The sequence below is a fragment of the Streptomyces sp. WAC05374 genome, assembly GCF_004353505.1.
Classification (GTDB): Bacteria; Actinomycetota; Actinomycetes; order Streptomycetales; family Streptomycetaceae; genus Streptomyces.
The window spans coordinates 16,985-29,388 of the sequence record NZ_SMNQ01000005.1; the positions used below are offsets into that span (position 1 = coordinate 16,985).

Below are 12,404 nucleotides of genomic sequence, written 5' to 3' on the forward strand. Positions count from 1 at the left end.
GCTAATCTAGAACAAGTTTCAGACTTGATGGTTCAAGGAGCTCCGAATCTACCGGCAGGTAGCGCCGCTGTGAGGGCCGGAACAGGTGATTCACGCCACGGCGGGCGACCGCCATACTGTCGGGCACCACCAGTACGGAACGGGACACATGACAGCGGAAGACAGACGGGCGTCGCCACCGCTCACCGAGCGCCAGGAGGCGCGCCGCCGCCGTATCCTCCACGCCAGCGCGCAGCTCGCCGGCCGGGGCGGCTTCGACGCGGTCCAGATGCGTGAGGTCGCGGAGGCCGCCGGGGTCGCGCTGGGCACGCTGTACCGGTACTTCCCGTCCAAGATCCACCTGCTGGTCGCGACCATGCAGGATCAGCTCGACCACCTGCACACGACGCTGCGCAAGCGCCCCCCGGCCGGGGAGGCGGCCTCGGAGCGGGTGGCCGAGACGCTGATGCGCGCCTTCCGCGCCCTCCAGCGCGAGCCGCACCTGGCGGACGCGATGGTACGGGCGCTGACGTTCGCGGACCGCAGCGTGAGCCCGGAGGTGGACACCGTCTCGCGGCAGACGACGGCGATCATCCTGGACGCGACGGGTCTGGAGGACCCGACGCCGCGGCAGCTCTCCGCGGTGCGGGTGATCGAGCACACCTGGCACTCGGCGCTGATCACCTGGCTGTCGGGCCGGGCGTCGATCGCCCAGGTGAAGATCGACATCGAGACGGTCTGCCGCCTGATCGACCTGACGGCACCGGACGCCCCCGGCCCGGGCCCGGCCGGGCGGGCCTGACGGGACGGGCCGCGCCCGCCCGTCACGAACCTGTCCGGAACCGGTCGTGGGCGGGCGGCCCGCACGGGCGGCCGCCCGGCGGCGGTGAGGTCCTACTGCTGGGTCTTGCTCTTCTCCAGGTCTTCCTTGAAGAGCTTCTCGCACTCGGGCCCGTTGTCCGTGGCGATGAACGAGACCATCAGGAAGCCGCTCTGCCCGTGGTGGCCGGCCTTGAGCGTCCAGCCGGCCTTGTCCAGGGTCGTGATGACCGAGCCGGTCTGGTCGACCTTCTGCTTCTCCTTCCAGCCGCCCTTGGCGAGCGCCGCGACCGTGGCGTCGTAGGACTTCCGGGAGTCGGTGACCTTCTTGTCGTCCGCCTGCCAGGAGACCATGCACGGCTTGAGCGGGACCGGGATGTCGTCGGCGGAGGGCTCCTCGGTGAAGCCCGCCGCCGTGGCCGCGGCCGAGATCTCCTTGGTCACCGCGGCGGCGTCCGGGCCGCCGTCCTCCGCCTCGGCGCCCGCGCCCGGACCGGCCGGGGCCGAGGAGCCCGACGACGGCGCGGCGGCGCCCGTCTCCTTGTCCGCGCCGCCGCCCGAGCACCCGGCGGCCAGCAGCACCACACCGGCGGCGGCGGCCGCCCTTCCCCAGGCGCCCGGCCTCGTCCGGCCGGGGAACAGCCCAATCGCCTTGCGCACGACTCTCCCCATCACGCGTGCACGCGGGCCCCGTGCCCGCGTGATCAAGGAAGCAGTCTGGCACGGGGAGACCGGGCGGCCCGGGCAGCGACCCGCGCCCCGTCACTCCTCTTCGGGCGGGAACACCGGACCGCCGCCGTCCGCCAGGGTGATCGTGATGGCCTCCACCGGGCACCCCTCCGCCGCCGCGAGGACGCGCTCGTCGGCGTCCGTCTCGGCGGCCCTCGGGCGGGACTGCCGTGCCGTGTCCAGGGCGAAGCCGTCCGGCGCCTGGCCGACGCACATGCCGGAGCCGATGCACACGGCCCGGTCGACCTCCACGTGCCAGCGGTCGCCCATCACGCCCCCTGGTGGCCGGCCGGCAGGTGGATCATCTTGTGCTCCAGGTAGGCGTCGTAGCCCTCGGGTCCGAACTCCCGCCCGAGGCCCGAGTTCTTGTAGCCGCCGAACGGGCCGAGCATGTCGAGGCTGAAGGTGTTGACGTTGAAGGTGCCCGTGCGGACCCGGCGGGCGAACTCGACGCCGCGCGTGACGTCGGCGGTCCAGACGCTGCCGCTGAGGCCGTACTCCGAGTCGTTCGCGATCGTCAGCGCCTCGGCCTCGTCCTCGTACGGCAGCAGGCAGATGACGGGGCCGAAGATCTCCTCGCGGGCGATGCGCATCCGGTTGTCGACGTCGCCGAAGAGGGTGGGCTCGACGTACCAGCCGCGCTCCAGGCCGGCCGGGCGGCCGCCGCCGGCGAGGACCTTGGCGCCCTCCTCCTGGCCGATCCGGATGTAGTCGAGCGACCGCTCCCGCTGGCGCCGGGCGACCAGGGGGCCGACCTGGGTCGCCGGGTCGAGCGGGTCGCCCACCACCAGCGCCCCGGCCGCCGCCGCGAACGCCTCGGCGAACTCGTCGTAGCGGGAGCGCGGCGCGAGGATGCGGGTCTGGGCCACGCAGGCCTGGCCGTTGTTCATCCAGGCGGCCGGGACGATCCCGGCGACGGCCGCCTCCAGGTCGGCGTCCGGCAGGACGACGGCGGCGGACTTGCCGCCGAGTTCCAGGGTGACGCGTGCGAGGTTGCGGGAGGCGACCTCCATGACGCGCCGGCCGGCCGCCACCGAACCGGTGAAGGACACCTTGTCGACGCCCGGGTGGCCGACCAGGTACTCGCTGACCTCCCGGCCGGCGGGCAGGATCGACAGCACGCCCTCGGGCAGACCGGCCTCCGCCGCGATGCCCGCCAGGAGGTACGCGTCGAGCGGCGACTCCGGCGACGGCTTGAGCACCGCCGTGCACCCCGCGAGCAGCGCCGGGCCGAGCTTGGCGGCGGCCGTGAACTGGGGGACGTTCCAGGGCACCACCGCCGCGACCACCCCGACCGGCTCGCGGCGCACGAGGATGGGGCCGAGGACCCCGGCCCGCTCCACCTCGTAGGGGTGGTCGCGCGCCACCGTGATCGCCGCGTCCCACACCATCATGGCGCCGAGCGCCTGGGCGAGGACGCTCCACGAGTAGGGGGAGCCGTTCTGCGCGCTGACGGTCCGGGCGATCTCCTCGTGCCGTACGGCGATGGCGTCCTTGATACGGGTGACGACGGCGATCCGCTCGTCCAGGGACATCCGGGGCCAGGGCCCCTCGTCGAAGGCGCGGCGGGCCGCCGCGACCGCGCGGTCGACGTCGGCCCGCGAGGCGTGCGGCACGCGGCCGATGACCTGTTCGGTGTGCGGCGAGACCACCTCGATGACGCCGTCGCCGAGGGGATCGGCGAGCTGCCCCCCGATGAACAACTGCCCGTGCTCGACCAGCTCCGTCATGGCAGTGCCTCCCGGCAGTTTCTGACAGTGTTTCAGAACTGATACCAGTTCTCGTTATACTCCTCAATGGCCGTACCGGCGGGGGGAGATGAGGTCTCATGCCACCAGGACCCGAGGTGCTCGACCACGGCGGCGGCGTATGGAGCATCCCGGTCCCCATCCCGGACAACCCCCTCGGCCACACCCTGGTCCACGTCCTCGACACCGGGCGGGGCCCCGTCCTCGTCGACACCGGGTGGGACGACCCCGGTTCGTGGGCCGAGCTGTGCGCGGGGCTCACCGCCGTCGGCACCTGTGTCGAGGACGTCCACGGGGTGCTCGTCACCCACCACCACCCCGACCACCACGGCCTGTCCGGCCGCGTCCGCGAGGCGTCCGGCGCCTGGATCGCCCTGCACGCCGCCGACACCGCCGTCGTACGCCGCACCCGCGACGCCGAGCCGGGCGCCTGGCTGGACTACCTGCTGGCGAAGCTGACCGCCTCGGGCGCCCCCGACGAGCACACCGCCCCGCTGCGGGCCGCCCGCGCCGGCGGGGCGGCGGCACCCCTGCCGCGACCCGTGCTCCCCGACCGGGAGATCGTCCCCGGCGAGCTGCTCGACCTCCCGGGGCGCCGGTTGCGGGCGATCTGGACACCCGGCCACACCCCGGGCCACGTCTGCCTGCACCTGGAGGAGGCCCATCCGGCGAACCTGGCCGGAAGCGGCCGCCTCTTCTCCGGCGACCACCTGCTGCCCGGCATCAGTCCCCACATCGGGCTGTACGAGGACCCCGACGACGATGGGGGCGCCCCCCGCTCGAACGGAGCCGAGAGCTTGGGGGACGTGACCGACCCCCTCGGCGACTACCTCGCCTCCCTGGAGCGGATCGCCCGCCTCGGCGCCGCCGAGGTGCTCCCCGCCCACCAGCACGCCTTCACCGGCGCCACCGCACGGGTGCGGGAGCTGCTCGCCCACCACGAGGAGCGGCTCACCGGCCTGCTGGCGCTCCTCACCACCCCGCTCACCCCCTGGCAGCTCGCCGAGCGCATGGAGTGGAACCGCCCGTGGGCGCGGATTCCGTACGGCTCGCGCACCATCGCCGTCTCGGAGGCGGAGGCCCACCTGCGGCGCCTGGTGAAACGCGGGCGGGCCGAGCCGGTGCCGGGCAGCGACCCCGTGACGTACGTCGCCTGTGAGCCGTCCTGACCCGCCGGTAGAGTGAGCGGGTCGTCATCATGCCCGAACGGGGGGAAGCCGGTGCGAATCCGGCACTGACCCCGCAACCGTGAAGCCGCCCCGCGCGGCCAGTCGGAATGCCCCGTCCGCGCACGTGTTCGGCTCGTGTCACCGGGAGCGACCGCCCGGTGACCGGCACCGTCGAGGAATACGGAGCCGGAGCCTGGTGCCCCCGTGTGCCGGTGTCCGGTTCCCGGCAGGAGAGGCACCGAAGCCATGACCACCGTTCGCGTCCGCCACGGCGCAGCAGCGCTCGCCGCCACCGCCGTGCTGCTGTCCGGGAGCGGGGCCCTCGCGCCCGCCGCGCACGCGGCACCCTCCCCCGCCCCCTCCCCGGCGGTGATCCCGCCCGGCCTGTACGGCACGAAGGACCCGACCTACGACGGGGTGTGGCGCCAGTCGCTGGCCTTCATGGCCCAGCAGGTCGCGGGCGTCGAGCCCAGCCGCACGGCCGTGGACTGGCTGCTGGAGCAGCAGTGCGACAGCGGCGGCTTCGCCTCCTACCGGCCCGCCCCCGCCACCACCTGCACCCCGTCCACGCTGCTGGACACCAACGCCACCGCCGTCGCCGTCCAGGCGCTGTCCGGCGTCGACAAGCCCGAGGCGGCCGAGCCGGGGGCCGACCCCGTCAGCAAGGCCATGGGCGCGGGCGCCGCGTGGCTCAAGGGCGTGCAGAACGAGGACGGCGGCTGGGGCTACAACCCGGGCGCGCCCAGCGACGCCAACTCGACCTCGATCGTCATCAGCGCGCTCGCCGCCACCGGCCACCGGCCCGGCGAGATCACCTCCAGCGGCGGGAAGACGCCGTACGACGCGCTCCTGCGCTTCGCGATCCCCTGCGACGCCCGGACGGGCGGCGGCGCCTTCGCCTACCAGCCGGACGCGAAGACCGGCGCGCTCGTCGCGAACGGCGACGCCACCGCCGCCGCCGTACTGGCCGGGCTCGGCAAGGACCTCCAGACGCGGGGCGCCCGGCCGGAGCAGAAGCCGACCTGCGAGTCCCCCGCCACGCCCACGGCCGAGCGGGCCGCCCGCAACGGCGCCGCCCACCTGGCGGGCGCCCTCGCCAGGAGCGGCCACCTCGACCTGCCGCCCATGCCGGGCGCGACCACGACCACGCCCCAGCCGGACGTCGGCAACACGGCCGACGCCGTGATCGCCCTCGGCGCGGCCGGCCACATCGACCGGGCCGAGCCCGCCGTGGCCTGGCTGAAGAAGAACTCCGCCGCGTGGGCGGAGGAGAACGGCCCCGCCGCCTGGGCGCAGCTCGTCCTGGCCGCCCACACCGTGGGCGCCGACGCCCGCGACTTCGGCGGCGTCGACCTCGTACGGAAGCTGAACGCCACCGGCCCCGCGCCGGCATCCGTCCCCGCCGACCCCAAGGAGGAACGGCCGGCGCAGGCGGCGGCGGAGGAGGAGCGCGGCTTCAACGTCTGGCTGGCCGCCGGGATCTTCCTGGTCGCCGGCGCGGGCATCGGGTTCCTGCTCAGCGGCCGCGGCCGCAAGGGCAAGCGGTGAGGCGCGCCCGGTTCCTGGCCCCGCTGATCGCGGCCTGCGCGCTGCTGCTCGGCCTCGCCGCGCCCGCGCAGGCGGCCGGCTACCGCTACTGGTCGTTCTGGGGCGGCTCGGGCGACGGGTGGACGTACGCCACGCAGGGCCCGGCCACCGCCCGGCCCGCCGACGGCGAGGTGCAGGGGTTCCGCTTCGCGGTGAGCGCCGACTCGCAGGACGCCCAGCGGCCGCGCCGGGCGCCCGACTTCGCGGCGATCTGCGCGGGGACGGCCCCGAAGGAGGGCACGAAGCGGGTCGGCCTGGTCATCGACTTCGGCACGCGGGCCGACGCGCCCGGCGGTGAGTCGCCGCCCGCGGCGCGCACCGCCTGCGCCCGGGTGGGCGCCGACGCCACGACGGCCGACGCGCTCGCGGCGGTGGCGAAGCCCCTGCGGTACAACGGCCAGGCGCTGCTGTGCGCGATCGCCGGGTACCCGCGGACGGGCTGCGGGGAGCAGGTGTCCGCCACGCCCGGCGGGCCGGACCCGGCCGGGTCGGTGTCCCCGTCGCCCGCTCCGCGTCCCGTCACGGACCTCGAACCCGGCCCGTCCGTGGGGCTGGTCGCCGGGCTGGCCGCGCTCGCCGTGCTGGGCGCCGCCGCCGGGTGGCAGGTCCGCCGCCGTCGCCGATGAGTCTCGCGCCGCCACGGGAGAGCCGCTCCAACGCCCTGCACGCGGGCGCCTGGTGGCTGTGGGCCCTGGGCCTGGCCGCCGCCGCGTCCCGCACCACCAACCCGCTGCTGCTCGGCCTGCTGGTCGGGGTCGCCGGATACGTGGTGGCGGCCCGCCGCACGGACGCGCCGTGGGCCCGCTCCTACGGGGCGTTCGTGAAGCTGGGCCTGGCCGTCCTCGTGGTGCGGCTGGTCTTCTCCGTGCTGCTCGGCTCGCCGATCCCCGGTACGCACCCGCTGGTCACGCTGCCCGAGGTGCCGCTGCCCGCGTGGGCGCAAGGGGTGCGGATCGGGGGCCGGGTGACGGCCGAGCAACTGGTGTTCGCGCTGTACGACGGGGCGAAGCTGGCCACGCTGCTGATCTGCGTGGGCGCGGCGAACGCGCTCGCGAACCCGGCGCGGCTGCTGAAGTCGCTGCCGGGCGCGCTGTACGAGGTGGGGGTCGCCGTGGTGGTGGCGATGACGTTCGCGCCGAACCTGGTGGCCGATGTGGTGCGGCTGCGGACGGCACGCCGGCTGCGGGGCCGGCCCGCGGGCGGGGTGAAGGCGGTGCTCCAGGTGGGGCTGCCGGTGCTGGAGGGTGCGCTGGAGCGGTCGGTGGCGGTGGCCGCGTCGATGGACGCGCGCGGGTACGGGCGGACGGCGCCGGTGCCCCGCGCGGTGCGGCACGCCACGGCGGCCCTGACGCTGGGCGGGCTGCTCGCCGTGTGCGTCGGCGCCTACGGCCTGCTGGCCGCGTCGGGGGAGGCGTACGCGGTGCCGTTCACCGGTGCGGGGGTGGTGATGGTGCTGCTGGGTCTGCGGCTGGGCGGCCGCCGGTCGGTGCGCACCCGCTACCGGCCCGACCGGTGGGGCGCGCGGGCGTGGCTGGTGGCCGGGTCGGGGGCGGCGGTCGCCGCGCTGATGGTCGCCTCCGACACGGCGGCGCTGCACCCCGGTGTCGTCCCGCTGGTCGCGCCGGAGCTGCCGGTGTGGCCGGCGCTGTCCGTCCTCGTGGGTCTGCTGCCCGCGTTCGTGGCCCCGCTGCCGACCCCGCTGCCGAAGGAGTCCGTGTGATCCGGTTCGAGAACGTGACGGTGACGTACGCCGACGCCGCCGCGCCCACGCTGGACGGGGTCGACCTCACCGTCCCGGAGGGCGAGCTGGTGCTGCTGGTGGGCCCGTCCGGGGTGGGCAAGTCGACGCTGCTGAACGCCGTGTCGGGCCTGGTCCCGCACTTCACGGGCGGCACCCTGCGCGGCCGGGTCACGGTCGACGGCCGGGACACCCGCACCCACCGGCCGCGTGAGCTGGCGGACGTCGTCGGCACCGTGGGCCAGGACCCGCTCGCGCACTTCGTCACCGACACGGTGGAGGACGAGCTGGCGTACGGCATGGAGTCGCTGGGCCTGGCGCCGCCGGTGATGCGGCGCCGGGTGGAGGAGACGCTGGACCTGCTGGGGCTGGCCTCCTTGCGGGACCGGCCGATCGCCACGCTCTCGGGCGGCCAGCGGCAGCGGGTCGCGATCGGTTCCGTGCTGACCCCGCACCCGAAGGTCCTGGTGCTGGACGAGCCGACGTCGGCGCTCGACCCGGCGGCGGCGGAGGAGGTCCTCGCGGTCCTCCAGCGCCTGGTCCACGACCTGGGCACCACGGTCCTGATGGCCGAGCACCGGCTGGAGCGGGTGGTGCAGTACGCCGACCGGGTCGCCCTGCTGGGTGCCCAGGGCGCCCCCGTGGTCCTCGGCCCGCCCGCGGACGTGATGGCGGTCTCGCCGGTCCACCCCCCGGTCGTCGCCCTCGGCCGCCTGGCCGGCTGGGACCCGCTCCCGCTGTCGGTCCGTGACGCCCGGCGCCGCGCGGGCGGGCTGCGGGAGCGGCTGGCGGGGGCCGCCCCGGCGCCCGCGCCGGAGCCCGCACCGGTGCCGGGGGGTGTGGCGGGCCCCGTCCCGGCCGCCGTCCCCGTCCCGGGCGCGCCGTCCGGTGCGCGGGGGGTGCTGGGCCGCCTGCTGCGCGGGCGCGCCACGGCGGAGCCTCGTACGGCGGCCGTCGCCCGCGTGCGGGACCTCGCGGTGCGGCGCGGGCGGGTCGAGGCGCTGCGGGGCGTCGGCCTGGACGTGCGCGCCGGGGAGACCGTGGCGCTCATGGGGCGCAACGGGGCCGGGAAGTCGACGCTGCTCGGGGCGCTCGTGGGCATGGTCGAGCCGGCGGGCGGCGGCGTCGAGGTGGGCGGCCTGGTGCCGCACCGTACGCCGCCCCGGGAGCTGATCCGGCACGTCGGGCTCGTCCCGCAGGAGCCGCGCGACCTGCTGTACGCCGACACCGTGGCCGCCGAGTGCGCGGCCGCCGACGCCGACGCGGGCGCCGGACCCGGGGCCTGCCGGGCCCTGGTGACCGAGCTGCTGCCGGGCGTGCCGGACGAGGCCCACCCCCGGGACCTGTCCGAGGGGCAGCGGCTCGCCCTGGCCCTGGCCGTCGTGCTGACCGCCCGGCCCCCGCTGCTGCTGCTCGACGAGCCGACCCGGGGCCTGGACTACGCGGCGAAGGCGCGGCTGGCCGGTGTGCTGGCGGGCCTGGCCGCGGCCGGGCACGCCATCGTCATGGCGACGCACGACGTGGAGCTGGCCGCGGAGCTGGCGCACCGGGTCGTGATCCTGGCCGAGGGCGAGGTGGTCGCGGACGGCCCCACCCATGAGGTCGTGGTGTCCTCCCCTTCCTTCGCGCCGCAGGTGGCGAAGGTGCTCGCTCCGCAGCCGTGGCTGACCGTCTCGCAGGTGGAGGCGGCGCTGTGAGCCGTGTGAGCCCGGCGGGCCGGGTGCGCCCCGCCGCCGCGCCCGCCCGCCGCGCCGCCCGCCCGGTGCGGCTCGGGCCCCGCTCGGTCGCCGCCCTGGTGCTGGTGAGCGCGATCGGGGTGGCGGCCTTCGGCTGGCCGCTCCTGGCGGACGGCACGTCCGTCCTGGCCGGCCGGCACCAGGACGCGCCCTGGCTGCTCGCGGTGGTGCTGCCGCTGCTGGTGGCCGTGGTGGTGGCGACGATCGCCGACTGCGGCATGGACGCCAAGGCGGTGGCGATGCTGGGCGTGCTGGCGGCGGTCGGCGCGGCGCTGCGCCCGCTGGGCGCGGGTACGGCGGGCCTGGAGCCGATGTTCTTCCTGATGGTGCTGAGCGGCCGGGTCCTCGGCCCCGGCTTCGGTTTCGTGCTGGGCGCGGTGACCATGTTCGCGTCGGCGCTGCTGACCGGCGGGGTGGGGCCGTGGATGCCGTTCCAGATGCTGTCGATGGGCTGGTTCACCATGGGCGCCGGGCTGCTGCCGGGCCCGGTCGCCCTGCGGGGCCGGGGCGAGGTGCTGATGCTGGCGCTGTACGGGGCGGTGGCGGCGTTCGCGTACGGGACCGTCATGAACCTCCAGGGGTGGGTGACCCTCCAGGGCATGGGCAGCGGGATCTCCTTCCACCCCGGCGACCCGGTGGGGGAGAACCTGGTCCGGTTCCTGGCGTACTGCGCGGCGACGTCGCTGGGCTGGGACCTGGGGCGGGCGGTGCTCACGGTGGTGCTGATGCTGACCATCGGATCGACGGTCCTGAAGGCGCTGCGCCGTGCGACCCGACGGGCGGCCTTCGAGGCCCAGGTCACATTCGAAGGCGCCGAAAAGGCCTGAACGTGCCCCTCGGGGGTGAGGCGCCCCACAGGACCCAGGTCACATACGAAGGCGCGTAGTGGGCCGGAAGGGGCGTCCGTCCGGCCCGCTTTCGCCCGTGGCGACGTGCACTGATCGGGCCGCGCCGCCGGAGGACCTCTTGCCCCGAGTCCGGCTCCGCCTAGTAACCGGGGTCCTTGCGGCGGCCGAACCGCCCTGCTTCTCTGGTGATGTCGCCGGGCAGCGCTCGCCTCACAGCGCCCCTGGCAGGCCTCTCCCCCACCCCCTGGTGTGGTTCCGGCATGCCTCGCGACGCCCCATGTCCCCGACGTTAGGTCGCTTACGTGTTCCGCTCGCTCGTCAGCCGTTTCTCCGCCCGTCCCAAGTCCGTCGCCGCCGGCGCCGCCGTGCTGCTGGGTGCCACCGGCGCCGTCCTGGGCACCACCGCCCCGGCCTCGGCCGCCTCCGCGCAGGACATCGCGAAGAAGATGGTCCCGGCGGGTCAGTACCAGTGCTTCAGCAAGATCGTGGAGCACGAGTCGGGCTGGAACCCGACCGCCACGAACGCCTCGTCCGGCGCCTACGGCCTGGTGCAGGCCCTGCCCGCCTCGAAGATGTCGACGGCCGGTGCGGACTGGAAGACCAACCCTGCCACCCAGATCGAGTGGGGCCTGGACTACATGAACGACCGCTACGGCAGCCCGTGCGGTGCGTGGAACTTCTGGCAGGCCAACCACTGGTACTGAGCCGACGCCACGCGGCATGACGGGGAAGGCCCCGGTGAACGGTGTTCACCGGGGCCTTCCCGTGCGTCACGGCCGTCACGGGTGCGCGACGGCCGCCCCGGCGTGCGGAGCGGCCGCCGACCCGTGCGGAGCGGCCGCCTTGCCCCGCGTCACAGCCGCTGGATGATGGTGCCGGTGGCCAGTCCCCCGCCCGCGCACATCGCGATGAGCGCGAACTCCTTGTCGGCGCGTTCCAGTTCGTGCAGCGCGGTGGTGATCAGCCGGGCGCCGGTCGCCCCCACGGGGTGGCCGAGCGCGATGGCCCCTCCGTTCACGTTCACCTTCTCCAGGTCCTGGTCGAAGACCTGCGCCCAGCTCAGCACCACGGAGGCGAACGCCTCGTTGATCTCGACGAGGTCGATGTCCCGGAGCGACATCCCCGCCCTGCCGAGGACCGCGCGGGTCGCGTCGATGGGCCCGTCGAGGTGGAAGTGCGGGTCGGCGCCGACGAGCGCCTGGGCGACGACGCGGGCGCGGGGCTTGAGCTTCAGGGCGCGCGCCATCCGCTTGGACGCCCACATCAGGGCGGCGGCGCCGTCGGATATCTGCGAGGAGTTGCCGGCGGTGTGGACGGCGGTCGGCATGATGGGCTTGAGCCGGGCGAGGGCCTCCGTGCTGGTGTCGCGCAGCCCTTCGTCGCGGTCGACGAGCCGCCACATGCCCTGGCCCTCGCGCTGCTCGTCCTCCGTGGTGGGCACCTGGACGGCGAACGTCTCGCGTTTGAAGCGCTCCTCCGCCCACGCGGTGGCGGCGCGCCGCTGGGACAGCAGCCCGAGCGCGTCCACCCGTTCCCGGGTCAGGCCCCGGTGGCGGGCGATGCGCTCGGCGGCCTCGAACTGGTTGGGCAGGTCGACGTTCCACTCGTCGGGGAAGGGCTTGCCCGGCCCGTGCTTGGAGCCGCTGCCCAGCGGTACGCGGGACATGGCCTCGACGCCGCAACTGATGCCGACGTCGATGACACCGCAGGCGATCATGTTGGCGACCATGTGGGAGGCCTGCTGGGAGGAGCCGCACTGGCAGTCCACGGTGGTGGCGGCGGTCTCGTACGGCAGGCCCATGGCGAGCCAGGCGGTGCGGGCGGGGTTCATGGACTGCTCGCCGGCGTGGGTGACCGTACCGCTGACGATCTGTTCGACGCAGTCGGCGTGGATGGCGGTACGGGCGAGGAGTTCGCGGTACGTCTCGCCCAGCAGGTAGGCGGGGTGGAGGTTGGCGAGTGCGCCCGAGCGTTTTCCGATGGGGGTGCGTACGGCTTCGACGATGACGGGTTCCGCGGCCATGAGCTCGTCCTCTCCTCGCACGCCCGCG

The 12,404-nt window shown here is 75.2% G+C and carries 12 protein-coding genes and 1 riboswitch; of the genes, 8 read left to right on the plus strand and 4 right to left on the minus strand.

Annotation, left to right across the window (positions count from 1 at the left end):
- The first annotated feature begins 148 nt into the window (after window positions 1-148).
- Entirely contained in the window at window positions 149-781 is a 633-nt protein-coding gene (locus E2B92_RS12455; protein WP_126888418.1) for a TetR family transcriptional regulator, read from the plus strand.
- 92 nt (window positions 782-873) lie between these two features.
- Here the strand turns inward: E2B92_RS12455 and E2B92_RS12460 are convergent, their stop codons facing one another.
- The 3 genes from E2B92_RS12460 to E2B92_RS12470 all read right to left on the minus strand — a co-directional run bounded on the left by E2B92_RS12460 (window position 874) and on the right by E2B92_RS12470 (window position 3,257).
- Window positions 874-1,458 (minus strand): hypothetical protein, encoded by a 585-nt coding sequence (locus tag E2B92_RS12460; RefSeq protein WP_235023798.1) that lies wholly within the window; start codon window positions 1,456-1,458, stop codon window positions 874-876.
- A gap of 102 nt (window positions 1,459-1,560) precedes the next feature.
- Complete coding sequence (locus E2B92_RS12465; RefSeq protein ID WP_126888419.1) at window positions 1,561-1,797, minus strand: ferredoxin; 237 nt, start codon at window positions 1,795-1,797, stop codon at window positions 1,561-1,563.
- Window positions 1,797-3,257 carry an aldehyde dehydrogenase gene (locus tag E2B92_RS12470; protein ID WP_126888420.1) on the minus strand — a complete coding sequence of 487 codons (1,461 nt, stop codon included), beginning with the start codon at window positions 3,255-3,257 and terminating at the stop codon, window positions 1,797-1,799. The genes E2B92_RS12465 and E2B92_RS12470 overlap by 1 nt, the downstream gene beginning before the upstream one ends.
- A gap of 98 nt (window positions 3,258-3,355) precedes the next feature.
- Here E2B92_RS12470 and E2B92_RS12475 point away from each other — a divergent pair, with 98 nt between their 5' ends.
- From E2B92_RS12475 to E2B92_RS12505, 7 genes are all read left to right on the plus strand, one after another.
- The gene (locus E2B92_RS12475) at window positions 3,356-4,444 is read left to right on the plus strand and encodes an MBL fold metallo-hydrolase (RefSeq protein ID WP_126888421.1); all 1,089 of its coding nucleotides are present in this window, start codon (window positions 3,356-3,358) and stop codon (window positions 4,442-4,444) included.
- Between the two features lies 1 nt (window position 4,445).
- Window positions 4,446-4,578, plus strand: a riboswitch (cobalamin riboswitch).
- A 112-nt stretch (window positions 4,579-4,690) separates the two neighbouring features.
- Entirely contained in the window at window positions 4,691-5,992 is a 1,302-nt protein-coding gene (locus E2B92_RS12480; protein ID WP_133087518.1) for a prenyltransferase/squalene oxidase repeat-containing protein, read from the plus strand.
- Complete coding sequence (locus E2B92_RS12485) at window positions 5,989-6,657, plus strand: SCO2322 family protein (protein WP_126888528.1); 669 nt, start codon at window positions 5,989-5,991, stop codon at window positions 6,655-6,657. Before E2B92_RS12480 ends, E2B92_RS12485 begins: the two co-directional genes overlap by 4 nt.
- Entirely contained in the window at window positions 6,654-7,751 is a 1,098-nt protein-coding gene (locus tag E2B92_RS12490; protein WP_126888527.1) for an energy-coupling factor transporter transmembrane component T, read from the plus strand. The genes E2B92_RS12485 and E2B92_RS12490 overlap by 4 nt, the downstream gene beginning before the upstream one ends.
- Window positions 7,748-9,466: an ABC transporter ATP-binding protein gene (locus tag E2B92_RS12495; protein WP_126888526.1), complete on the plus strand. Its 1,719-nt coding sequence runs from the start codon at window positions 7,748-7,750 to the stop codon at window positions 9,464-9,466. The genes E2B92_RS12490 and E2B92_RS12495 overlap by 4 nt, the downstream gene beginning before the upstream one ends.
- Window positions 9,463-10,332 carry an ECF transporter S component gene (locus E2B92_RS12500; RefSeq protein WP_399432234.1) on the plus strand — a complete coding sequence of 290 codons (870 nt, stop codon included), beginning with the start codon at window positions 9,463-9,465 and terminating at the stop codon, window positions 10,330-10,332. Before E2B92_RS12495 ends, E2B92_RS12500 begins: the two co-directional genes overlap by 4 nt.
- Window positions 10,333-10,655: 323 nt before the next feature.
- Entirely contained in the window at window positions 10,656-11,057 is a 402-nt protein-coding gene (locus E2B92_RS12505) for a transglycosylase SLT domain-containing protein (protein WP_126888525.1), read from the plus strand.
- Window positions 11,058-11,206: 149 nt separating this feature from the next.
- Here the strand turns inward: E2B92_RS12505 and E2B92_RS12510 are convergent, their stop codons facing one another.
- Window positions 11,207-12,376, minus strand: a complete 1,170-nt coding sequence (locus E2B92_RS12510; RefSeq protein WP_126888524.1) for a steroid 3-ketoacyl-CoA thiolase — start codon at window positions 12,374-12,376, stop codon at window positions 11,207-11,209.
- Window positions 12,377-12,404 lie beyond the last annotated feature (28 nt).